Source organism: Solitalea lacus (assembly GCF_022014595.1).
GTDB lineage: Bacteria > Bacteroidota > Bacteroidia > Sphingobacteriales > Sphingobacteriaceae > Solitalea > Solitalea lacus.
This window is the reverse complement of the sequence record NZ_CP091740.1, coordinates 210,612-235,903: the sequence shown is the minus strand read 5'-3', so window position 1 is coordinate 235,903 and position 25,292 is coordinate 210,612. Positions and strand designations below refer to the sequence as shown.

General features: G+C 38.6%; 19 protein-coding genes. 12 read left to right on the top strand and 7 right to left on the bottom strand.

Translation table 11 applies throughout. The features are described from left to right. Positions 1 to 102: 102 nt before the first annotated feature. Positions 103 to 1,446 carry a sigma-54-dependent transcriptional regulator gene (locus L2B55_RS00945; protein ID WP_237848426.1) on the bottom strand — a complete coding sequence of 448 codons (1,344 nt, stop codon included), beginning with the start codon at positions 1,444 to 1,446 and terminating at the stop codon, positions 103 to 105. A 163-nt stretch (positions 1,447 to 1,609) separates the two neighbouring features. Between L2B55_RS00945 and L2B55_RS00940 the strand changes: the two genes are divergently transcribed. After that, on the top strand, positions 1,610 to 4,873 hold the full coding sequence (locus L2B55_RS00940; RefSeq protein WP_237848425.1) for an amidohydrolase family protein: 3,264 nt from the start codon (positions 1,610 to 1,612) through the stop codon (positions 4,871 to 4,873). Positions 4,874 to 4,958: 85 nt separating this feature from the next. On the opposite strand, the gene dapF is transcribed toward L2B55_RS00940, so the two are convergent. After that, positions 4,959 to 5,741, bottom strand: coding sequence for a diaminopimelate epimerase (dapF, locus tag L2B55_RS00935; RefSeq protein WP_237848424.1), 783 nt, complete (start codon positions 5,739 to 5,741; stop codon positions 4,959 to 4,961). A 148-nt stretch (positions 5,742 to 5,889) separates the two neighbouring features. Here dapF and L2B55_RS00930 point away from each other — a divergent pair, with 148 nt between their 5' ends. The 9 genes from L2B55_RS00930 (at position 5,890) to L2B55_RS00890 (ending at position 18,381) form a co-directional block, all read left to right on the top strand. After that, entirely contained in the window at positions 5,890 to 7,377 is a 1,488-nt protein-coding gene (locus L2B55_RS00930) for a Do family serine endopeptidase (protein WP_237848423.1), read from the top strand. Positions 7,378 to 7,705: 328 nt separating this feature from the next. Further along, positions 7,706 to 8,905, top strand: coding sequence for a porin (locus tag L2B55_RS00925; RefSeq protein ID WP_237848422.1), 1,200 nt, complete (start codon positions 7,706 to 7,708; stop codon positions 8,903 to 8,905). A gap of 36 nt (positions 8,906 to 8,941) precedes the next feature. Next, entirely contained in the window at positions 8,942 to 10,351 is a 1,410-nt protein-coding gene (aspA, locus tag L2B55_RS00920; RefSeq protein WP_237848421.1) for an aspartate ammonia-lyase, read from the top strand. 24 nt (positions 10,352 to 10,375) lie between these two features. Continuing rightward, positions 10,376 to 11,434, top strand: coding sequence for a type II asparaginase (locus L2B55_RS00915; RefSeq protein WP_237848420.1), 1,059 nt, complete (start codon positions 10,376 to 10,378; stop codon positions 11,432 to 11,434). 189 nt (positions 11,435 to 11,623) lie between these two features. Further along, positions 11,624 to 12,973: an anaerobic C4-dicarboxylate transporter family protein gene (locus tag L2B55_RS00910; RefSeq protein ID WP_237848419.1), complete on the top strand. Its 1,350-nt coding sequence runs from the start codon at positions 11,624 to 11,626 to the stop codon at positions 12,971 to 12,973. A 138-nt stretch (positions 12,974 to 13,111) separates the two neighbouring features. Then, positions 13,112 to 13,798 (top strand): succinate dehydrogenase cytochrome b subunit, encoded by a 687-nt coding sequence (locus L2B55_RS00905; RefSeq protein ID WP_237848418.1) that lies wholly within the window; start codon positions 13,112 to 13,114, stop codon positions 13,796 to 13,798. A 14-nt stretch (positions 13,799 to 13,812) separates the two neighbouring features. After that, positions 13,813 to 15,807 carry a fumarate reductase/succinate dehydrogenase flavoprotein subunit gene (locus L2B55_RS00900; RefSeq protein WP_237848417.1) on the top strand — a complete coding sequence of 665 codons (1,995 nt, stop codon included), beginning with the start codon at positions 13,813 to 13,815 and terminating at the stop codon, positions 15,805 to 15,807. Positions 15,808 to 15,892: 85 nt separating this feature from the next. Next, positions 15,893 to 16,651, top strand: coding sequence for a succinate dehydrogenase/fumarate reductase iron-sulfur subunit (locus L2B55_RS00895; RefSeq protein WP_237848416.1), 759 nt, complete (start codon positions 15,893 to 15,895; stop codon positions 16,649 to 16,651). 329 nt (positions 16,652 to 16,980) lie between these two features. After that, positions 16,981 to 18,381, top strand: a complete 1,401-nt coding sequence (locus L2B55_RS00890) for an MBL fold metallo-hydrolase RNA specificity domain-containing protein (protein ID WP_237848415.1) — start codon at positions 16,981 to 16,983, stop codon at positions 18,379 to 18,381. 58 nt (positions 18,382 to 18,439) lie between these two features. Here L2B55_RS00890 and L2B55_RS00885 read toward each other — a convergent pair whose 3' ends face one another. From L2B55_RS00885 to metK, 5 genes are all read right to left on the bottom strand, one after another. Next, entirely contained in the window at positions 18,440 to 19,192 is a 753-nt protein-coding gene (locus tag L2B55_RS00885; RefSeq protein ID WP_237848414.1) for a head GIN domain-containing protein, read from the bottom strand. A gap of 75 nt (positions 19,193 to 19,267) precedes the next feature. Beyond that, positions 19,268 to 20,971, bottom strand: coding sequence for a tetratricopeptide repeat protein (locus L2B55_RS00880; RefSeq protein ID WP_237848413.1), 1,704 nt, complete (start codon positions 20,969 to 20,971; stop codon positions 19,268 to 19,270). Between the two features lie 138 nt (positions 20,972 to 21,109). Continuing rightward, entirely contained in the window at positions 21,110 to 21,841 is a 732-nt protein-coding gene (locus L2B55_RS00875) for a lysophospholipid acyltransferase family protein (RefSeq protein ID WP_237848412.1), read from the bottom strand. Positions 21,842 to 21,855: 14 nt separating this feature from the next. Then, positions 21,856 to 22,410, bottom strand: a complete 555-nt coding sequence (locus L2B55_RS00870; protein ID WP_237848411.1) for an NUDIX domain-containing protein — start codon at positions 22,408 to 22,410, stop codon at positions 21,856 to 21,858. A 56-nt stretch (positions 22,411 to 22,466) separates the two neighbouring features. Next, a complete protein-coding gene (gene metK / locus L2B55_RS00865; protein WP_237848410.1) occupies positions 22,467 to 23,717 on the bottom strand; it encodes a methionine adenosyltransferase in 1,251 nt (416 codons plus the stop codon). A 291-nt stretch (positions 23,718 to 24,008) separates the two neighbouring features. On the opposite strand from metK, the gene L2B55_RS00860 reads away from it, so the two are divergent. Both L2B55_RS00860 and L2B55_RS00855 read left to right on the top strand, forming a co-directional pair. Continuing rightward, a complete protein-coding gene (locus tag L2B55_RS00860; RefSeq protein WP_237848409.1) occupies positions 24,009 to 24,908 on the top strand; it encodes a diacylglycerol/lipid kinase family protein in 900 nt (299 codons plus the stop codon). 11 nt (positions 24,909 to 24,919) lie between these two features. After that, a complete protein-coding gene (locus L2B55_RS00855) occupies positions 24,920 to 25,261 on the top strand; it encodes a translation initiation factor (protein ID WP_237848408.1) in 342 nt (113 codons plus the stop codon). Positions 25,262 to 25,292 lie beyond the last annotated feature (31 nt).

Genomic DNA, 25,292 nt, shown 5'->3' with positions numbered 1-25,292 from the left:
GTTGTTGTGGAACGAAAGTTTAAAGAGTAATGAAAAATATAGTTAGAAAATATAGTTAGAAAGAATAGTTATAAAATTACTTAAATTAAATAACTCACCTTTTTAAATTTTATACTCTTCAATTTTCCGGTAAAGCGTAGTCAATCCAATATTGAGTAACCTTGCGGTTTCAGTTTTATTGCCACCTGTATGTTGTAGCACTTTTTTAATATGGAGCTTTTCAACAGAAGCTAAATCAAATGAAGAAAAGCTTGGCGCTTCACTAGCAGAGTAGTGTTGAATCTCGAAAGGCAAATCAGTCGCACTAAGGTCCTTCCCATCACATAAAATTATAGCTCTCTCCATAATATTTTTCAATTCCCTAATGTTTCCCTGCCAATTATAATCCTTTAATCGATCTATAAATTCAGCATTCATAGATTTAATAGGCTTGTTATTTTTAGCAGAGAAATAGCGCAAGAAAAATGAAGCTATCTCTTGAATGTCAGTTTTGCGTTCTCGCAGCGGGGGCAAGCTTATTTGAAAAACACTCAATCGGTAATATAAGTCAAGGCGGAAATGACCCTTATCGCTTTCTGCTTTTAAATCGCGGTTGGTGGCTGCTATAACTCTTACATTTACTTTGGTAGGTTTGGTGTCGCCTATTTTTAAAAACTCACCGCTTTCCAACACTCGTAAGAGTTTTGATTGCAAGTCGATGTTCATTTCTCCAATCTCATCCAAAAAAATTGTTCCTCCGTCAGCCTCTTCAAATAATCCTTTTTTATCCTTAATAGCTCCGGTGAATGAGCCGGAACGGTGACCGAACAACTCACTTTCAAGTAATTCTTTTGAAAAAGCTCCGCAGTTAATGGCAACAAATGGCTTGCTTTTACGGCTGCCCTCCTGATGTATTGACTGGGCAAAAACCTCTTTCCCTGTCCCTGTTTCACCTAAAAGCAAAACTGTGGCATCAGTGGTGGCTACTTTTTTTGCTAATGCTATGGCTTCTAATATTTGTTTCGACTTTCCAATAATATTCTTGAACAGGTATTGTTCCCCGCTTTTTTTGTTGGTACGTAATATTGCTTTTTGACTTAAAGCTTTATCCATTGCTTTAGCTACCAAGGGAATAATCTTGTCATTGTCGTCGCCTTTAGTAATATAATCAAAAGCCCCGTTTTTAATGGCCTTTACGCCATCGGCAATCGTTCCAAATGCAGTTAACACAACAATTTCAATTTCAGGGAATCTTGTTTTTATGGTTTGTGTCAGCTCAACTCCGTTTGCATCGGGCAGTTTGACATCGCTTAACACCACATCAATTTGTTCAAGTTCAAGTTTTTTTAAACCCTCTTTTCCTGTTGCCGCTTCTATAACTATATAGCCTTCTAAAGAAAGTATACGCGCAAGTAGTTTCCGAAGTTTTTCCTCGTCATCAATTATCAGTAGTGTGCCTTGATTCATCTTAAGAAGAATAAAGAACAAAGGAACAAAGAATTAAACTTATTACGAATTAAGAGTTACTTGTTGAAATTCATAATTCATTTATTGGCAAGAATAACCCTTAAACATTCCTGAATCTTTCAAACAATTACTTTTACTTAAATTGCGCGTTAATTCATAATAGATGAAGAAGAAGTACTTAGTTCTGTTAGTTTCAGTTTTTGGCTTATTTCAGGGGGTTAATGCACAAGAAAAAGACAAGCCCAAATGGGATGTTAATAATCCTGGATCACCATCAAAAAAAGTGAGTTTTACAGTCAGGGAAGGCACCTGGATGAATTTGGATGTTAGTCCGGATGGGAAAGAAATTCTATTTGATTTGCTGGGCGATATCTACGTGATGCCAATTACTGGAGGGAAAGCCAAACTTCTCAGAGGGGGATTGGCTTACGAAGTTCAGCCAAGATTTAGTCCTAATGGGAAGATGATTTCATTTACTAGTGATGCCGGTGGAGGAGACAATATTTGGCTTATGAACCACGATGGATCTAGTCCTCGTCAGCTTACTAAAGAAACCTTCCGATTACTTAACAATGCCGTTTGGACGCCTGATAACCAATATATTATTGCCCGTAAACACTTTACAGGTTTTAGATCACTAGGTGCGGGAGAGATGTGGATGTATCATATTTCGGGGGGGGAAGGACTACAGCTCACTAAAAAGAAAAATGATCAACAGGATGCAGGGGAGCCGGCCCTATCTCCTGATGGTCGTTTTTTGTATTGGAGTGAGGATGAAACTCCTGGTCCATTATTTCAATATAACAAGGATCCTTACTCTGGAATTTATGCTATAAAAAGTATGGATCTTAAAACCGGCGAAGTTCATGAAGTAACAGGAGGTCCTGGAGGAGCAATCAGGCCGCAGGTTTCACCCAATGGAAAGCTGCTGGCATTTGTAAAGCGAATAGGATTGGAAAGCGTACTCTATCTTCAAAATATTGAAACAGGGGAAGAATGGCCAATTTATCAGCCATTGTCTCATGATCAGCAGGAAGCATGGGCTATTTTTGGTCCTTATACCAACTTCAACTGGACTCCTGACAGTAAAAACATCATTATTTCTGCAAAAGGCAAAATCTTGAATGTTGATGTAGCACAAAAAAAGGCTAAGGAAGTACCATTTGAGGTAACAGCTGAGCATACCATTGCTGATGCCCTACATTTTCAACAAGAGGTTTATAAAGATGAGTTTGAAGCAAAAATGATTCGACAGGCGGCAACTTCTCCTGATGGTAAAAGGTTGGTTTTTAATGCCGCAGGTTACTTATATGTAAAAGAATTGCCAAATGGTAAGCCTGAGCGTATAACCAAAGGAAACGATTTTGAATTTGAACCCGCATTTAATTTAGAAGGCAGTGCATTAGTTTTTGTTTCATGGAATGATAAAAGCAAAGGGTCATTAAACAAGTTTGAGTTTAAAACTGGGAAAATTGTAAAGCTAACTTCTGAAAAGGGTTTCTATTTTTCACCATCGTATTCCCCCAAAGGAGACAAAATTGTGTTTCGCAAAGGAAACGGGAATGAGTTAAGCGGTTTTTCATTTGGGAAAAATCCAGGCATTTATACCATACCTGCCTCAGGAGGCACGGCTAGTCTCTTATGCAAAGAAGGAAGTCAACCACAGTTTAACAATGATGGAACACGTATTTTCTATTTAACGAATGATGACGGGAAGAAAGTGTTTAAGAGTGTTGATGTTAATGGAACCAGCCCAATTTCGCATTTTTCTTCACAGTACGCCAATCAGTTTGTTGTAAGCCCGGATAATAAATGGATTGCATTTACAGAGCTGTTCCAGGCGTATATTGCTCCTTTCCCTGCAACTGGATCAACAGTTGACCTTTCGGGTAAAACCAGTGCTATTCCGGTATTTAAAGTGTCTAAAGATGCAGGCACCTGTTTGCACTGGTCAAGGGATAGTCAAAAACTGCACTGGTTATTAGGGCCAGAATATTTCACCCGATCAATTCAAAATTCATTCAATTTTGTTGAGGGCGCACCAGGTAAACTTCCTGCTTTAGATTCAACAGGAGTTAAAATTGGGCTAACCCTTAAGTCAGATGTACCTGAAGGTAAGATTGCTTTCAAAGGAGCACGCATTATTAGTATGAAAGGTGATGAGGTAATTGAAAATGGAACAATCGTAGTTGAAAAAAATAAGATTATTGCAATCGGAGATATTACTTCAGTTTCAATTCCTTCCGATGCCAAGGTGATTGATGTTGCTGGTAAAACAATCATGCCTGGCATGGTGGACGTGCATGCTCATATTTCAGCGGGAGCAGGAGGGGTTTCTTCAAAAACTCAATGGCCATATTATGCCAACCTTGCTTTTGGAGTTACTACCACACATGACCCATCTAATAATACAGAAATGGTGTTTAGTCAAGGTGAAATGGTTAAAGCTGGTTTATTGGTTGGTCCGCGTATTTATTCAACCGGGACTATTTTATACGGGGCCGATGGGGATTTCAAAGCGGTTATTAACAGTTTGGACGATGCCCGTTCACATTTGCGTCGTTTAAAGGCGGTGGGTGCTTTCTCTGTTAAAAGTTATAATCAGCCACGTCGTGAGCAACGTCAGCAGGTAATTCAAGCTGCACGTGAATTGCAGATGCAAGTGGTGCCGGAAGGAGGTTCTACTTTTACTCATAATATGAGCATGATTTTGGATGGACATACCGGAGTTGAGCATAACATACCTGTTTCGGATGTGTATGAAGATGTGAAACAATTATGGAATTCAAGTAAAACACAATATACACCTACCTTAATTGTTGCTTACGGAGGACTAAGTGGAGAGTATTATTGGTATGATAAAACTAATGTTTGGGAAAACAACCGATTGTTAAACTTTACTCCTAAGGCGGTTATTGATGCACGTTCCCGTCGTCGTCAAACCACTCAAGAAAACGATTACAATCATATCTCCGCGTCAAAAGTTTGTAAGTACTTAAGTGATGGGGGAACAAAAGTAAATATGGGTTCTCACGGACAAATTCAAGGTATTGGGGCGCATTGGGAATTATGGATGCTGGCCCAAGGAGGAATGACGGCCTTGGAGGCAATTCGAAGCGCTACCTTAAATGGAGCCCTCTATTTAGGGATGGATAAGGAAATTGGATCATTGGAGATTGGTAAACTTGCTGACATGATTGTGATGAATAAAAACCCGTTGGAAAATATTCGCAATTCCGAAAGCATTAAATATGTAATGTTGAACGGACGTTTGTATGATGCTGAATCAATGAATGAGATTGGAAATTATAACAGGCCACGGGGTAAGTTTTTTTGGGAAGAAGGCAATAACAGTGAAAATTTCCAGTTTAACAGTTTAACAAACAGTTTCCTGCATAGCGGTTGTAGTTGTTTTGGAGTTCATTAAACTCAGAAGTTAAAATACAAACTGCACATATAAAAAGGAGGATCTGCTTATTAGATCCTCCTTTTCTTAAGTATTGATACTCAGTTTATTCAACTTCAATCTCTCCCTCAAAAACGTATTCTGCAGGGCCTTCCAAATATACATCGCTGAAGTTAATTCCATCAGTAGTAGTTGCCGTAACTGACAAGTCTCCACCCATTGCCTTAATTTGAGTAGTATGTGTTCCGGTAATTCCTTTCTTTTTCATCATGGCTAAAGCCACGGCTGTAACTCCTGTGCCGCACGCAAGCGTTTCATCTTCAACTCCGCGTTCATAAGTACGTACTATCAGATGATCACCTTTGTCTTCAACAAAGTTTACATTGATGCCTTCCGCTTTGAAGCGGTCATTGTAACGAATAGACCTTCCTTCTTTAAAAACATCCAGACTCTTTACATCAACTACCTCTGAAACATAATGAGGAGAGCCAGTATTTAGGACAAAATGATCGGGCTGTTCTTCAATTCCTTTTACGTCTATCATTTGTAAACTAACGCCTTTGTCGGTCATTTTGGCATAATGAGGGCCGTCTACAGCAATAAAATTGGTTTCGGCATTAAAAATGCCTAGATGATTGGCAAAGGCAGTTATGCATCTGCCGCCGTTGCCACACATGGTACTTGGATTGCCATCAGAATTGGCATAAATCATTTCGAAGTCATATCCGGGATGATTTTGCAGTAACATAATTCCATCTCCTCCAATACCAAAACGGCGATCGCATAGATGGCGGAATAGTTCTGTATTGATAGAAATGGGCGAGGTCCTATTGTCGATTAATACAAAATCATTTCCTGCGCCTTGATATTTAAAAAACTTAAGTTTCATTAAATTTTAAATTTGATATACTAAAACTTAAATACGAATCGTTTCGTAGTTTGTAAGTTCAATTTTACAAAACTAAAATAAAAGGCATTTGGTTTTTGTAATAAACGAGTATTAATTTTGAGTTAGAAGGAATAGTAAAATAGAAAACATGAAAAAAATAGCTTTAACATTATTAACTGCCTGCGTTGGTGGTGTAGTGGCCGTTGGGGCATACAAAGTTTTCGAGAACAAAAGCGAAATTTCAATTGAAGACAAACAGAATGTGAAGTTTGTTAGTTGGGGTGAAAAAGGGAGCATGGTTGGCTCAGCCGGCGATGTTGACTTTACCGGTGCAGCAGCATTGGTAACCCCCGGTGTTGTGCATATTAAAACTACCTATACTTCTGGTAGGGGGCAGCAGCAATATAACCCATTCGGTGATATGTTTGACGATTTCTTTGGGGGAAGAGGGCGGAGCCGTCAACCTCAAAAAGCTTCAGGTTCGGGAGTGATTATAGCTCCTGATGGTTACATTGTTACCAATAATCATGTTGTTGAAGGTGCCGATGAAATTGAAGTAGTGTTGAATGATAAACGCTCGTTTAAAGGAAAACTTATCGGTACTGACCCAAATACTGATTTGGCTTTGATTAAAATAGAAGAGAAGAACCTACCTTTTGTTAAATATGGTAACTCTGATAATGTAAAGGTCGGGGAGTGGGTGTTGGCAGTAGGTAATCCTTTCAATCTTACCTCAACCGTTACAGCCGGAATTATAAGTGCAAAAGCCCGTAATATAGGTATTTTGAGAAATGATGATCCGGACTCTCGTCCAATTGAAGCATTTATCCAAACCGATGCAGCAATTAATCCTGGCAATAGTGGGGGCGCATTGGTAAATACTAATGGTGAATTAATTGGAATTAATGCAGCCATTGCTTCTCAAACTGGAGCTTATGAAGGATATGGTTTTGCTATTCCTGTTAATCTTGCAAAAAAGGTAATTAACGATATCTTAAATTTTGGAACTGTACAGCGTGGTTATTTAGGTGTTCAGTTTAATGAAAACAGTGCCGAGCTTGCTCAGGAAAAAGGTCTGAAAACTATTAACGGTGTGTATGTTGAATCCGTTATGGAAGGTGGTGCTGCTGAAGCTGCTGGGGTTAAATCAGGAGATTTAATTACCAAAATTGAAGGTAATGTTATTAAATCGGGTGCTGATTTGCAGGAACAGATTGGTTTACACCGTCCTGGTGATGCCGTGAATTTAACGGTTTTACGTGCTGGAAATGAGAAAAATATTAGAGTGATTCTTAAAAATGCCGAGAACACAGCATCATTGGTAAAATCAACTTCGAGTGCTGCATATGATAAGTTAGGGGCTAAATTTAGTCCGTTGAGTGATGCAGAAAAACGCAAATATAGAGTCCAAAGTGGCGTGAAAGTAACGGCCTTAAAGGAAGGCGGCGTGTTAGCTCAGTATGATATTCAGCAAGGTTTTGTTGTTACCCGAGTGAATGGTAAAACTGTTTCTTCAGAAGAGGATGTTAAAGCGGCCTTAAAAAACAGTAAAAATGGCATGGTCAATTTAGAAGGAATTTATCCGGACGAACCAAGCTCTCGTTACAGTTTTTCATTCCCTGTTGCAACGAAATAAAATTATAATAAGTTTAAATGAAAACCGACCAGTACTGGTCGGTTTTTTTGTTTATGGGGGTAATGTAATTCAATTCAAATGTCATATTATCAAAGCATTATTAAAAGTTGATTAAATAATACTACAACACTTAAAAACTAAAATTAGGTGGATTTTCTTTCTTGTTATGTAATAATTGTGTAATTTAAATATTGATTTTCGTCGTCCTATTCGTATAAACATTCGTTTTCGTTCAAGTTACTGCTGATTACTTGCATTGCCATTCAAATTTTATCGGTTTAAATGAATTTAAGAACAGTACTTTTTTATCATAAATAAATTGTGAACCATGAAAAAACTAATTTACGCTCTCTCTCTTTTATTAATCTTTTCCCCGCTTACATTGCTTGCCCAAAAGCAAATTGACTCAACCGTAGCGAAGTCAATTATTCCAATTGGAAAACAGGAGCTGTTAAAAAATGTAGATCTCATTGCTAATATCAGAGCAGCCGGAAATGCCTATTTTAATGATGGGTTTAATAACTTCCGTTTTCAAATGGAACAATTCAGGCTTGAGTTTAAGGGAAATGTTAGTAAGCGGACATTCTTTCGCTTCCGTGATCGATACACTCGTCCGGCCACCTCTGAATCCGTAGATAATATCAGCCGCTCAACAGACCTTGCATTTGTTGAGTTCAAAATGAAAAAGGATTCGGAGTTTTGGTACATGTCGATTGGTAAAATGTGTGCTGATTGGGGAGGATATGAGTTTGATGCTAACCCTATTGATATTTATCAGTATACTGATTTTATTGATGCAGCGGATAATTTTTTAACCGGTATTGGTACCCGATTTAATCTGAACAAAAACCATTCTTTGTCTTTCCAGGTATTAAATACCCGTACCAAAACCTTTGCAGAATTATATCCTGGTGATGTTAATTTTGTACAGGAAAGCAAAGCTCCTATGGCTTACATCGCTAACTGGAGAGGAAATTTATTGGATGGTAAATTACAAACCATATGGTCGTATAGTTTATTCAATGAAGCCAAAAACTTTTTTATAAACTATGCATCAATGGGTGTACAGGTAACCCCATCTAAAACGTTCAGGATTCAATTTGATTACAAATGGTGTAGTGAACAACTCGACCGCGAAGGTATTATCACAAAGTACATAGTAAGTGGGCCTGCTTATGATAACAGAACTGCTCAAGGAACAGTTTATAACAGTTATTGGACTCGGCTTGATTTTAGGGTGATTCCTAAATTGAACTTGTTCTTTGTAGGTTTTATAGATAAAGGCCGTTGGGATAATGCAGATACTTATTATACTAATGCTGATTCCAAACAACAAATTTATACAGGCTATTGTTATATCCCTGGAATTGAAGTCTTACCTTCTAAAGACTTAAATTTAAAAATCTTTGTAAGTTATGTGGGTCATAACTACCGCTTTACAGATTTTTCTAAAACAACTCTAAATAATGTAGATTACAATAATAACAGAGTCACTTTTGGAATAATTACGCCACTGGTATTCTTATAGCTTGAATTGAAAGCCAATCTTTAATATTATATAAATATGTCATCAGTTAGAAAAGAGCACGATTTTCTTGGAGAAAAAGAAATATCAAATTCGGTGTACTATGGGGTACAAACTTTACGAGCGCTTGAAAACTTTAGTATTACCGGAATTCCTATTTCGAAAGAGCCATTGTTCATTCAGGCTTTTGGATATGTAAAAAAAGCGGCGGCATTAGCTAACCGTGACAGCGGAGTGCTGGATCCTAAAATTGCAGAAGCAATTGTATATGCAAGTGACAAGTTAATTGCAGGCGAATATAATGATCAGTTTGTTTCAGATCTTATCCAAGGGGGAGCTGGAACATCATGTAATATGAATGCCAATGAAGTTATTGCAAATATCGGTCTGGAGTATATGGGGCACAATAAGGGTGATTACGAGTATTTGCATCCCAATAACCATGTGAATTGTTCGCAATCAACTAATGATGCTTACCCGACTGCGTTTAGGATTGCTCTTTATAAGAAGATAGATATTTATGTTAAGGCATTAGAAGCGTTACAAACGGCATTTTCACGCAAAGCAGAAGAGTTTAAAGATGTTCTGAAGATGGGGCGCACCCAGTTGCAAGATGCTGTTCCCATGACATTGGGTGATGAGTTTCATGGCTGGGCAACAACCATAGGAGAAGACATTCAACGTATGCGGGAATCGCAAAAGCTAATTTGTGAATGTAATATGGGGGCTACTGCTATTGGGACTCGTATAAATGCACCCGAAGGCTATCCTGAGCTTTGTACAAAATATCTTGCTGAAATCTCAGGTATTCCAATTACACTGGCAGAAGATTTAATTGAGGCTACATCTGATACGGGTGCCTATGTTCAGATCTCAGGAACGCTTAAAAGGAGCGTCATAAAAATTTCAAAGATCTGTAATGATTTACGTTTGTTATCATCTGGGCCAAGAACTGGGTTGAATGAGATTAATCTGCCCAAAATGCAGCCCGGATCTTCAATTATGCCTGGAAAAGTAAATCCTGTAATTCCAGAGGTGGTTAATCAAACAGCTTATTACGTTATTGGTGCTGACGTTACCATAACTTTGGCAGCAGAAGCAGGTCAATTGCAACTAAACGTGATGGAACCCGTAATTGCCTTTAGTTTATTCACCTCATTGGAATATATGACCAATGCCATTCATACGCTTATTTCAAAATGTATTAACGGGGTTACTGCCAATGTAGAAGTTTGCCGCAATCTGGTAATGAATAGTATCGGTATTGTAACTGCTCTTAATCCGATTTTAGGATACGAAGAATCAGCGTCTATTGCCAAAGAAGCACTTAATACAGGCAAATCTGTTCATGATATTGTAGTAAAAGAACGCAAAGTAATTTCACAGGAGAAATGGGATGAGATCTATAGCATGGAAAACATGATTCACCCTAAATTCATTAAAGAATAAATTAAACAAATAAAGAATATCTATATGAAACGCTCTCTCTTTAAATTAGTCTTAATTGTGCTAGCAGTAGGGTTTACGGTTACTGCGCTTGCACAAAACACCAGGGTTAAAATTTTGGCTACCGGAGGTACCATTGCTGGAGCTGGTGCAGCTGCGGAAAGAGCCGCTTATACAGCAGGCAAGCTTCCTATTGATGAATTATTGAACGCTGTTCCCCAAATTCATAAACTGGCAAAAATAACTGGAGAACAAGTAGCATCAATTGGTAGTCAGGACATGTCAATTGAAGTTTGGCTTAAACTGGCTAAGCGGATTAATGAGATTTTTGCCAAAAATGAGGCCGATGCTATAGTTATTACACACGGGACTGATACCCAGGAAGAAACAGCGTATTTTCTTGACTTAGTTGTGAAATATAACAAGCCGGTAGTTTTGGTTGGCGCAATGCGTCCTGCAACCGCAATCAGTGCCGATGGACCTAAAAACTTGCTAGATGCAGTGGTTGTTGCCGCCGACCCTAAGAGTCAGGGTAGAGGTGTAATGCTAGCAATGAACGAACGTGTTTTTGATGCCCGTTCGGTAACAAAAACTAATTCTACTTCACTTGAAACATTCCTTTCAACTAATTTCGGGCCTGTTGGGTTGATTTATGATCAAAAGGTGCAATACTATTATAACCCTGTTCGTAAGCCAGGAAAGGATACTCCATATGATGTGTCTGGATTGACCAGTTTACCAAGAGTCGATATTGCATATATGTATGCTGATGCTGACCCCACTGCAATTGAAGCATTTGTTAAAGCTGGAGCAAAGGGCATTGTATTTACCGGTGTAGGTAATGGCAATATGAATAAGAAAAACTATGATGCTATTAAGGCTGCCACTTCAAAAGGTGTTGTTGTAGTGCGTGCTACCCGTACTCCTGGAGGTAGGGTTACCCTGCATGATGAGGTGGATGACGACGCTTTAGGAACGGTAGTTTCTGATGACCTTAATGCTCAAAAAGCCAGAATTTTATTGATGCTTGCCTTGACAAAAACGTCTGACAAAGCAAAGGTTCAGGATATGTTCTTCCAATATTAATAGCATGGCATGGATTATTTTATAGAAATCACGCCTTTTCCGTTATTGAAGTTTTGATTAATAAAAGCTTTCTCGGGATTTACGTGCCCTGGAAAGCTTTTTTGTTTTTCTATAACGTATATATCATGTAGGAAGTGAAGGTATTGGCTACGCCTCTTTCATTAGCTTATATAATTTTAACTATCATCTATGATTTGGCTACAATTCATTGTTCTACTGACCATGATTCTTATCGGCTCCCGTTTAAAAGGAATCGGTTTAGGGTTAATGGGAGTGTTGGGTATGTTTATCTATGTGCAGGTATTTCGATTACGCCCAACTGAGCCACCGCAGGATGTAATGTTGATCATCCTTTCAATTGTGACTACCGCTGCTACATTACAAGCCGCCGGGGGATTGGATTATCTGGTAAGTATTGCAGAGCGGGTGATTCGTCGTAATCCGAAGCAAATTACCTTTGTGGCCCCAATAACTACTTATGTACTCTGCTTATTTGCAGGAACTGCTCATATTGTTTATTCATTGCTTCCAATTATTGCAGAAGTATCAGCAAAAAAGAGAATTAGACCTGAAAGGCCATTAAGTGCTTCAGTAATTGCTTCTCATTTAGCGTTAACAGGCAGCCCTATGTCGGCAGCAACAGCAGCATTAGCAGCTATTTTGGCATATCCAGGGGCTTCAATTGATGTTATGAAAGTGTGTATTCCGGCGTGTTTGTTAGGGGTACTTGCCTCCTGCGCATCTGTATATAAAATGGGGAAAGAGCTGAATCAGGATCCTGAGTTCTTGGAAAGAATGAAAGATCCAGAATTTGCCAAAAGCTTGGAATCGGAAGATGACGCTAATATTAAGGAGTTAAAACCAGGAGCTAAGATCTCCGTAGCAATATTTGGTATTGCAATATTTATGATTTTAATAGGAGGGGCGTTTCCTCACCTTGTGCCCGAAATGGCAGAAGGATCTGCCAATTTTAGTGTTAATGCTGATGGATCACTTAAAATGGTTACAATTATTGAAGTAGTTACTTTGTCGGCAGCAGCACTAATAATGTTAATCACAAAAACCTCACCAGCCGAGATCACAAAGGCAAGTTTATTTACCTCAATGGCATCGGCCGTTGTATCGGTATTTGGAGTGGTTTGGATGAGTTCCACCTTTATGGCGAATAATGAGCCTGTGATTAAAGAGCTGATGGGTACGATTACGGCTTCATATCCATGGCTATTTGCGGTAGCCATTTTTATTATGGGAATGTTGATGTTTAGCCAAAGTGCAACTACTAAAACGATGATGCCATTAGGGCTCACTTTAGGCCTTGCTAATCCATCTTTAATTGCAATGTTTCCGGCTGTAAACAGCGATTTCTTTTTGCCGGGCTATCCAACCTTATTGGCAGCCATAAACTTTGATCGAACAGGCTCTACAAAAATTGGCAAGTATGTGCTTAATCATAGTTTTATGATTCCTGGATTGGTAGGTATTGCTGTTGCCATTATTGTAGGATTTATTTTAATTGGTCTGTTGGGAATAGGAAAATAAGGTAATACACCTGATAATTTCTACTTATTATTTGGGATGTTTGATAAAAAACAATAGAATGAATCTAAATAAGACCCATTATAAGCGTTTTTTCAATTTTTAGATACATTTGTGTTCCAAAATTAAAATCTCGTAAAAATGAGTAGTTCTTCATCTTTTTTTACATCATCACTTGGGCGAAAGTTTGTGATGGGGATCACTGGCATCTTCTTAATTACATTTCTTATTGTTCACGTGGGAGTAAACTCACTGATTTTTTTTGACAAATCAGGTGAATTGTTTAATGCCGCAGCTCATTTCATGGGAACCAATTGGGTTATTCGCTCCATGGAAATTGTATTATTTGCAGGCATCATCTTACACATTATCCAATCATTAATTCTTACTCGTCAGAACAAGGCGGCTCGACCGCAAGGGTATGCTATTTCAGGATCTAATGTTAATAGCAGTTGGTACTCACGTTCAATGGGTTTACTGGGTACATTGATTTTGATCTTTCTTATCATTCACCTAGGCGATTTTTGGGTAAAAGCCCGCTTCGATGCCAAAGGAGGAATTCCTGAAGGTGCTGCTGGGATGCACGATATGTATTCTGAAATGAAAGAAGTATTCAGCAACATTGTGTTAGTAATTGTTTATGTGTTGTCTATGATTTCTTTGTCATATCACTTAATGCATGGTTTTCAAAGTTCATTCCAATCGTTAGGATTAAATCATTATAAATATACTCCGGCAATTAAAGCTATTGGTAAATGGTATTCAATCATTGTTCCTGTATTATTTGCTTTAATGCCTCTTTACGTTTATTTCGTTATTAATAAGTAAAATCTGATCATAACATGGCTTTAGATTCAAAAATACCTGAAGGCCCTTTGGCGGAAAAATGGAAAAAATACCGTTCAACCGTTCCATTGGTAAACCCTGCAAATAAGCGTAACCTTGAAATCGTAGTTGTCGGATCAGGTTTGGCTGGTGCCTCAGCTGCTGCTTCTCTGGCAGAGATGGGTTACAAAGTGAAAGTTTTCTGTTATCAGGATTCCGCTCGTCGTGCGCACTCAATTGCAGCACAAGGTGGTATCAACGCAGCGAAAAACTATCAAAACGACGGTGACAGTGTTTATCGTTTATTCTATGATACAATTAAAGGTGGTGACTACCGTGCACGCGAAGGAAACGTTCATCGTTTGGCAGAGGTGAGTGGTAACATCATCGATCAGTGTGTGGCTTCAGGTGTTCCTTTTGCCCGCGAATACGGAGGATTGTTGAGTAACCGTTCTTTCGGTGGTACTCAGGTGCAACGTACTTTTTATGCTGCCGGTCAAACAGGACAGCAACTGTTGTTAGGGGCTTATTCCGGCTTGCAACGTCAGGTGGGTATGGGCTCGGTGAAAATGTACACCCGTCATGAAATGTTAGACGTGGTAATCATCGATGGAAAAGCACGTGGTATTATCGCCCGCGATATGGTTACCGGTAAGCTTGAACGTCATTTCGGACATGCTGTATTGTTATGTACTGGTGGTTACGGCAATGTGTTCTTCCTTTCAACAAATGCGATGGGTTGTAACGTAACTGCAGCCTGGAAAGCACATAAGAAAGGTGCTTTCTTCGGAAACCCATGTTACACTCAAATTCACCCTACCTGTATCCCTGTTTCAGGTGATCACCAATCGAAATTAACCCTTATGTCGGAATCGTTGCGTAACGACGGTCGTATTTGGGTTCCAAAGAAAAAAGAAGATGCAGAGGCTTTACGTACACGTAAAAAAGGCCCTAATGATATAGCTGAAGACGATCGTGATTATTACTTGGAGCGTCGCTACCCTGCATTCGGTAACTTGGTTCCTCGTGACGTGGCTTCACGTGCTGCTAAAGAACGTTGTGATGCGGGTTACGGTGTTAACGCTACCGGTCAAGCGGTTTACCTTGATTATGCTGCGGCGATTGAACGTTATGGTAAAATTGAGGCCACTAAGCATGGCATCGAGGCTTCTCCTGCAAAAATTATTGAACTAGGAAAAGCTGTTGTAAAAGAGAAATACGGAAACTTGTTCGATATGTACGAGCAAATTACAGGTGTGAATCCTTACAATGAGCCAATGCAGATTTATCCGGCAGTACACTATACTATGGGTGGTGTTTGGGTTGATTATAACCTTATGACTACCGTGCCTGGTATGTATGCCTTAGGAGAAGCTAACTTCTCAGATCACGGAGCTAACCGTTTAGGTGCTTCGGCCCTGATGCAAGGCTTGGCAGATGGTTACTTTGTAATTCCTTACACTATCGGTGCATACCTGTCAAATGAGATCCGCACCAAGGCAATTCCTACAGATCACCCGGCATTTGTGGAAGCCGAAAATAAAATAAAATCTCAAATTGACACTTTATTAAATATTAAAGGAAGTAAGACCGTAGACTATTTCCACAAGAAATTAGGTAAGATCATGTGGGATAAATGCGGAATGGCTCGTAATGCAGAAGGTTTAAAACAAGCTATTGAAGAAATTAAGGCATTAAAAGTAGAGTTCTGGAAAGACGTTCGCGTACCAGGTGCTGCAAATGAACTTAACCCTGAATTAGAGAAAGCTGGTCGTGTTGCCGATTTCTTGGAATTAGGAGAGTTAATGTGTAAGGATGCTTTGAATCGTAATGAGTCTTGTGGTGGTCACTTCCGGGAGGAGTACCAAACAGAAGAAGGCGAGGCGATGCGTGATGACGAAAGCTTTGCATATGTAGCTGCTTGGGAGTTCAAAGGAGAAAGCTCTTGGGAACTTCATAAAGAAGAACTTAAATTCGAGAATATTAAAATTGCTCAACGCAGTTATAAATAACAGATAAGAAATAAGAGTCGAGAATTAAGACAGACTTCTTGGCTCTTAATTCTTGATTCTTTAATCTAAAAAACTACTCAAAATCATGAGTGACGGAAATATGAATTTGACGCTGAAAGTTTGGCGTCAAAAAAACGAAAATCAAAAAGGAGAGTTAGTAACCTATCCGGTTAAGAATGTATCACCTGATATGTCTTTCCTTGAAATGTTCGACGTGTTAAACGAAGAATTGGTTGAAAAAGGACAAGAGCCTATCGCATTCGATCACGATTGTCGTGAGGGTATTTGCGGTATGTGTTCAATGTATATCAACGGACGTCCACATGGTCCTAAGGAAGGTATTACTACTTGCCAATTGCACATGCGTTCTTTTAACGATGGTGATACAGTTGTAGTAGAGCCTTGGAGAGCAACTGCTTTCCCTGTAATTAAGGACTTAGTAGTTGATCGCTCATCATTTGATCGTATTATTGCTGCCGGCGGATTCATTTCGGTTAACACTGGTAACGCTCAAGATGCAAACTCTCTTCCAATTTCTAAAGAGGATGCGGATAAGTCATTTGAAGCGGCTGCATGTATTGGATGTGGTGCTTGTGTTGCTACATGTAAGAACGCATCAGCGATGTTGTTCGTTTCGGCAAAAGTATCTCAATTGGCTTTGTTGCCTCAAGGACAGCCTGAGCGCTATTCACGTGTTCAAAACATGGTTGAGCAAATGGATAAAGAAGGTTTTGGTAACTGTACTAATACCGGAGCTTGCGAAGTGGAATGTCCTAAAGGTATTTCATTGGAAAATATCGCACGCATGAACCGTGATTATTTCACTGCAAAAGTGGCTCATTAATAGAGCATAAAGTGCGTGAATAAAAAAAGACAGCCTAAAAGCTGTCTTTTTTTATTGCAAACGTTTTAAGAGTATTAGTTTTTTGCTTGAGCATCATGTTTTAATTGGTTGACCGAAATCTGCAGAAATACGTTGAAAATATTTATGAAGCAAATGATCGTGGTTTTCAAAAAGCGGAAATCTCGGTTTTACGTCAAGCCGATGCAGCTTCATGCCTAAAAAGTAGTTTATTGGAGTAACCATCGCTTCCAAATTTGGCTTTTTCGCAGTATCAAAAAATGTGAGTATATTAACTAAAGTCTAACGGCTGTCACATAATTTGAAAAACTATGCACATTACCTTTCACGGGGCCGCACAAAATGTTACCGGCAGTAAACATCTGATTAGTACACGTTCAGGCAAACAGATTTTGCTTGATTGTGGAATGTTTCAGGGAGGTGGAGCTGAAACTGAAGGGTTGAACTCTCATTTCGGCTTTAATCCGCAGGAGGTTGACACGTTAATCTTGTCACATGCCCACATTGACCATTGCGGACTAATTCCCAGGTTGGTAAAAGAAGGGTTCAGTGGAAAAATTTATTGTACGCCTGCTACAATAGATTTAACGAAATTGCTGCTTCAGGACTCCGCCCGAATACAAGATGCTGATATTAGTTTCATAAATAAAAAGCGAAAGAGAGAAGGGCGACAACTTTTAATCCCCTTATATACTTTAAAAGATGTAGAGGCTTGTTTTGATCAGTTTGTTCCCATTAATTATGGTAAATGGTTTAGAATTGATAATGAAGTTGAAGTTTTGTTTACAGATGCGGGCCATATTATTGGGAGTGCTGCAGTTCATTTGAATATCAGGGAAGAAGGGGAGCAAATCCGGATTACTTTTAGTGGAGATGTTGGAAGATACGGAACTGAAATATTGCGATCTCCCCAATCATTTCCTCAGGCACAATATATCATTTTGGAATCTACTTACGGAAATACTTTGCATGACGATGCTGCGCCTGCAGAAAGAGATTTGCTTCATTACATTAAACATACCTGTTTTAAGAAGGGAGGAAAACTGATTATTCCGGCATTTAGCGTGGGGCGTACTCAGGAGCTTTTGTACCTTCTAAATAATCTTGAAAACGCAGGTGAATTGCCTCCTATAGATACGTTTGTTGACAGCCCACTTTCAGAGCGAACAACCAGGGTAGTTAAAAGTTATCCAGAATACTTTAATGAAGATGTGGAATCTATCTTAAAGTATGATAAGGATCCATTTGATTTTAAGGGCCTTCATTTTGTTGAGGATTTGGAAGAGTCAAAGGCGTTAAATTTTAGAAAAGAACCTTGTATTATAATTTCTGCCTCGGGTATGGCGGAAGCCGGTAGAGTAAAGCACCATATTGCCAATGGAGTAGGCAATGAGAAGAATACTATTTTGTTTGTGGGGTATTGTGAGCCAAACTCATTAGGAGGGCGGCTATTAAACAAACCTGAAGTTGTGCATATTTTTGGCACGAAGTATTTGGTAAAAGCCGAGGTCGGCAAAATTGATTCATTAAGTGCTCATGGAGATTACAAGGATTTGTCTAAATTCTTGTCTAGTCAAGATCCTTCTAAAGTGAAGGAAGTCTTTCTTGTTCATGGTGAGTATGAGGTGCAACGAGAGTTTAAAGAAAAACTGCAGCTTCAGGGCTTCAATCATGTTGAAATACCGTATCGACATCAGCAGTTTACGATTTAAAAAGAAAAGCAGTCTAAATTAAGGCTGCTTTTCAGTGTTTATTTAGGTCGATTATAATTTAGTTTGCAGAAATATCCCCGCCACTTGATTCATTCTTTTTAACATTCTTTGGATTGCCTTTGTATGAAATATCTCCACCACTGCTTGCATCAGCAGTAAGTTGCTGAGTAACAGTAATGTCGATATCAGAACCACTACTAGCTTGGGCAACGCAAATTGTCGATGTAAGTTTGTAAGCGTCTACATCGCTGCCACTTGATGATTTTACATTAAAAGATTTTGCTGTGCCGCTAAGTTCGGCATCAGAACCACTAGATGTTTCGCAGATCAATTCATTTACATTAAGATTAAGTTTTAAGTCGGCACCTGAAGAAGCTTCGGTAAACAATTTGTTAGCTTTAATCTGGTTGGTTGATGAAACATCGGAGCCACTACTGGCAACAATAGAGTTTAGATCTTTGGCTGTTACATAAACTTTACGGGTTTGGTTATTCCAGCTCCAGCTCGACCAACTGCTTTTTTCTTCATAAATTTCCAAAACACCGTTTTTAACAACAGTCTTAATTTTGCCAATAACATCATCGTCTGCAGTAACTGTAACTTTCTCAGTAGTTCCTTGCGTTATGTAGACATCAATGCCAGCACTTACTTTAATTCCATGAAATCCGGAAACGTTGCGAGTTTCTGTTTGATCAGTTTTCTTTGTTACTGTATTTTTTAATGAAAAATCTGTAGCAAAGACTTCTGGCGTAGACGCAAAACCTATTGCTGTTAATGCAAAAAGAAGATTTGTTTTCTTTATAAAGTTCATATTTAAATGGATTTGTTTCTTTTTGCATATCTGACGCAAGTATCCTTATAAATGTTGCACCTGAATTAAAACTTTTTATAATCGGGAGCTGGAAAGAACAAAATCTGCAGATGCATTTGCTTTTTCAAGTCGTTTTTTAGTTTCCATTGCAGCAGTACCTTTTTGTTGGGCAATCTGCGAATTAAACAATCCAGTTAGGGCCCAACTGTTTTCAGGAAATTTTTTTAAGGCCTTTAAATAGACTTCTTCCGCTTCACGGCTTCTGCCAGCTTCTAATAAAACTGCTCCATAATTATTCTTAACTGGGTTGGGCCAATCGGCTGGTTCATTGTAATATAAGTCTTCCTCAAGCTCCATTGCTGTTTTAAGAGCCGGCAAAGCCTTGTTGTAATCCTTTTTGCTCGCATTAATTTCACCCTCCAGTACATAAGCTGAAATAGTTAGCAGTTTGGCAGCCGTATTTGTCTGAAATATGATGAGCTCTTTAACCGTTTTTTCAGACACTAGCGACTGTAATACAGCCTGGTGTTCAGTAGCCATTTCAATTCGGTTCAAACGTGCGTTAGCCATTCCTGCGGCATAATGATACAGTCCTCTCAAAAATGGAAATTCCTTTGGAGGTTCTTTTAACTTCAAGATTTCATCCCATTTGCCGAAGCGCACAAGCGCATATACTGGAGTAGCGTATAAGTTTTGAGCATACCCTGCAAAAATGGGATCCGCTAAAAAAGCCTCTGGTATGCTTTCTTTTACTTTCTGCGCATATGTAAGAGCCTCTTTGCTCTTTCGCTCCAAGGTTAAAGTGGAATATAGAAAATGAATATTATGTTCTGGGTAGGCAACACTAAGCATACCGTCTTTCAAGTTCTTCTCATCTACAGAAATTGCAAATTTATTGGCCTTAGTTCCCTCTTCATACTGACCAGTTTGTATATAAATGTGTGATGGCATATGAACCAGATGGCCAGCCCCCTGAACCAATGTTTGTAATCTATTAGCAGAAGCCAGGGCTCTTGATGGGTTAGGAGACGCTTCAACCGCGTGGATGTAAAAATGATTTGCGCCAATATGCTGAGGATTGCGTGAAAAAATGTTTTCCAAAATGGTTAATATCTCATTTGTCCAGGGTTGGGGCGATCCGTCTTTTTGCCAAAAATCCCAAGGGTGTAAATCCATTAGCGCTTCAGCGTATAAGGCAGCAATATCATTGTCTGTCGGATAGGTTTCAGTTATTTTTTTCATTGCCCCGGCATAAGCTTTGTCGAGGAATGAACGGTCTACATTTGGATATATATTATAACGTTTAGTTATGGCGTCAATTAATGCTTTTTCTTTTTCATTACATTTATCCATTAGCGAAAAGGCTTTTTGTGTCAATGCAAATACTTCAGCACTCTTTGATGTATCCATAGGCATATTTATGTTGGGTCCCATACATAGGGCTTGTCCCCAATATGCCATTGCCATATTTTCATCTAATTTGGCCGCTTCTTTAAACGAACGACCGGCTTCTGCGTGATTAAATGCATAATAAAGGGTTAATCCTTGGTCAAAATACTTTGCAGCCCGTTCATCCTTTGTACTTGTTGGGAAATGATAATTGCCAAGGCCAGTATAAAGTATTGGTGGAATGGTATCTGTATTCAAACTGAATTTGGGACCACCAAAACAAATAGGAATTCCGGCTTGTGAATTAACGGATTTATTAATTAAAGAATGATCAATTTGACTTCTAATTAATAATAATGTAATGGTAGAAAAAAGTAGAGCGCTTTTCATTGTAGTTGAAGTTTGGTATAAGAAGAAATTTACAAAAAATACCTGACAGTCAACGTTTAAAGAGAAGTAATATTGAAGGAAAATATACTCTAGTCCGATGATGTTTGCGGCTTATCGGACTAGGTATTTAAAACTGTTTTAAGCCAATTCAGCTCTAACTGCCTGTTCGGCTTCAAGTACAATTTCTTCAATGTTTCTTCCTTGAGATTCAATTCCTTTTAAAACCGTCCAACTTACACTTTCTCCTGCTGATAACGGGAATTTACCAAAGCGGTGTATCCGCCAATTGTTCTTTATTGCAACTGGAACAATTAATGCATTAGGCGCTTTTTTAAGTAAAATATTGAGGCCGCCAACTGCAAAGTTTTTCATTTGTCCGTTTTTTGAGCGGGTACCTTCGGGGAATATAACTACTGAATAATTATGCTGGGCAACTAGTTTACCTAGTTTAGCAATTTCTGTTAAGGCTTGTTTTGAATCTTTACGGTTTATTAAAGCTGCACCACTATTTCTTAAGTTATAAGAGATGCTTGGTATACCTTTCCCCAATTCAATTTTAGAAACAAATTTTGGGTAATATTTGCGTAAGAACCAAATTATGCCTGGTATATCAAACATGCTTTGATGGTTTGCCGCAAAAATTATAGGCCGGTCGTTGGGTGGCGTAAATTTAAATTTCACTTTTATGCGAGTGCCAAGTATTGTTAAGCTATACAATAGAAAGAAGTTTAGCACATCAACAGATTTTTTATGTGCTTTTTTGCCAAACACTTTTAAAGCGATGATTTGAACAATATGAAAAATGCCCAAGAATGAGCCAAAGACTAAATAAAATAGGGGAGTAAGAATGTATCCCAAAATTTTCTTCATTAGTATTAATAGTATTATTTTGATAACAACATTTGAAGCTTCACTTTGAATAAAGCGGCAATAGTTATTGAGTCTGTTATTTCCCCATTAAGGGACATGTTAAATGCTTCCTCAAAAGGAATTTTTTTAACAATAAGTTGTTCTGTTTCCTCGGGAGTGGCTTCAAATTGAGTTAAGTCTTTTGCAAGATAAATAAATGCTTTTTCGTCCGTAACCGAATTAGATAAATGCATCTCTTGTATAAGTTCCCACTTTTCTGCCTTTAGTCCAGTTTCTTCCAGGAGTTCCCTTTTCGCCGACTCCAAAGGAGAGATTTCCAATGGCCCGCCACCTTCCGGAATTTCCCAGCTGTATGAATCAGTAGCGTAACGATATTGACCAACGAGCCAAATGTTGTTTTCATCATCCATAGGCACAATACCTATAGCGTAGTTTTTGAAGGAAACCACACCATAAATTCCATTGCCGCCAGAGGGGTTGATGATCTTGTGTTCGGTAAGTTTAATCCAGGGGTTATTATAAATCTCTCTCGACTCAAGAGTTACCCAAGGGTTTTCTAATTCTTGCATGCGCAAAAATAGGAATAAAAAAAAATCCCTTCGGGTTTTCGAAGGGATTAGTGTTTTTATAAACCGAATGCGGCTTTGATTTTATCTACATAATCAAGTTTCTCCCAAGTGAACAGTTCCACATCTTTGGTAATTGTCTTACCATCAGGCAGAGAAAATGATTTTGAAACAATTTCATTTTTGCGGCCCATATGTCCGTAAGCTGCTGTTTCCTGGTAAATAGGGTTTCTTAATTTCAAGCGAGACTCAATGAAATAAGGACGCATATCAAATAGCTCACTTAGCTTATTGGCAATTTCACCATCAGTAAGATTAACCTTTGAAGAGCCGTATGTGTTTACATATAAACCCATTGGTTTAGCAACACCAATTGCATATGATACCTGAACCAATGCTTCGCTACAAACTCCTGATGCTACTAAGTTTTTGGCTATATGACGGGTTGCGTAAGCGGCTGAACGGTCCACTTTTGATGGATCTTTACCAGAAAACGCGCCGCCTCCATGAGCTCCTTTTCCTCCGTAAGTATCTACAATAATTTTGCGACCGGTTAAGCCGGTATCACCATGTGGTCCACCAATAACAAATTTACCGGTAGGGTTAATATGGTAGTTAATATCGTTAAATAAAGCTTGAATCTCAGACTTTTGTTTTGCCTTAACTCGAGGAATTAGAATGTTGATGATGTCGTTTTTGATCTTTTCTGCCATGTTAGCTTCTGAATCAAACTCATCATGCTGCGTTGAAACTACAATTGCATCAATACGCACCGGCTTGTGATCATCAGAATACTCGATAGTTACTTGTGATTTGGCGTCAGGACGCAAATAAGCAATCTCTTTATTTTCTCTGCGAAGCGCTGCAAGCTCAATTAACAGTTGGTGAGCAAGATCAAGGGCTAGTGGCATGTAGTTATCAGTTTCGTTAGTTGCATAGCCAAACATCATTCCTTGATCACCTGCTCCTTGGTCTTCAGGGTTGGTTCTTTCTACACCTTGATTTATATCGCTTGATTGCTCATGAATTGCCGACAAAACACCACAAGAATTAGCTTCAAACATGTATTCACTTTTGGTATAACCAATTTTACGAATTACATCACGCGTAATTTGTTGAACATCCAGGTAAGTTTTTGATTTTACTTCACCAGCCAACACAACTTGTCCGGTTGTTACCAATGTTTCACAGGCAACTTTTGAATCCGGGTCAAAAGCCAAGAAATTATCTATGAGCGCATCTGAAATCTGATCTGCAATTTTATCCGGATGTCCTTCTGATACCGACTCCGAAGTGAATAAATAAGCCATATACTTCCTATAAATCTACTGTGATAAATTTGAAAACTGGTTGCTGATTGTTGCGGAGAAAATGCGGAAATATGTTTTAGCATTTTTTTTTGTGGTTGCAAGCAATCAAATCAGTCCACATTAATTGCCGCAAAAATAGTAATAATTTTATTTTCGGTAAATAAATAAAAATCATTAAGTCGATAGGAAAGGTAGGAAATTATTTTTTGGACAATTCAATCACTCCATTTTAAATCCAAACTATATTTTGTACATCTTTGCATTAGCGTGCTTTAGCATGTTTTTAGAGAAGTGAAAAAAAATATCCTATTTGTAATTAATCCTATTTCTGGCGGTAAAAGCAAGAAAAGAGTAGAGCAGTTAATCATTGATCATCTGGACCATTCCATGTATGAATATGAAATGGCTTATTCTAATGCTGTTGATCATGCCCGGAAGCTTTCCAAATCAGCTGTGCATTTAGGATTTGATGTTATTGTAGCTGTTGGAGGTGATGGAACCGTAAACGAGGTAGCCAGAGGTATATTGAGCATGGGAGCTTCAGCTACATTAGGTATTGTGCCTTATGGCTCAGGTAACGGTCTTGCCAGGCATCTGCAGATACCGATGGATGTGGAAAAGGCTATTCAGATTCTCAACCAAAATGAAATAAAGATAATTGATTCGGCTGTTTTGAATGATATTCCTTTTTTTAACGTTGCCGGAATGGGGTTTGATGCTCATATAAGTGCAATGTTTGCTAATAATAAAAAGAGGGGACTTTCAGGATATATTAAATCTGTATTTCAAGAGCTAAAAAACTATAAGCCGGTTAATTATAATCTTTCTATTGATGGAAAGGTCATTAACAGGGATGCATTTATGGTAAGTTTTGCCAATTCAACTCAGTTTGGGAATAATGCACATATTGCACCCTTAGCAAATATTACAGACGGTTTACTCGATGTAACAATAGTGAAGCCTTTTGCGTCATATCAATTTCCGGTTTTAGCATGGCGTTTAATGAACGGTACTGCCCATAAATCTCCCTATGTTGAAATAATTAAAGGTAAGGAAATACAAATTAGCCGAAACAAAGATGAAGCAGTACATTTGGATGGAGAACCTCGCTTTTTAGCAGGAACAATTGATGTGAAAATTGTTCCTGCCTCAATGAAAGTGTTGGTACCCCTTAATAATAATTCAAAGTAATCGTTAGAATTATGTCTAAGAAAAAAAACATTAGCGGCATTATGTACTCAACGGATCCTGATTTTCAGTTTCAATACGAACGGGAAGAAATTCAGGAAACTTTGCCACCTAATCAACAGAACTTAAAAGTTCAGTTAGATAAAAAACAAAGAGGCGGTAAAATGGTAACGTTGGTTACAGAATTCGTTGGAACTGAGCAAGACCTTGAAACACTGGGCAAAATGCTAAAGTCGAAATGTGGTGTAGGGGGTACAGTAAAGGACGGAATGATTGTTATTCAGGGCGATTTTCGAGATAGAATTATGGCATTGCTGCAATCACTCAATTATAAGGTAAAAAAAGTTGGTGGATAGTTTGCGACCACCTTTTCTTGGCCTATTTTAT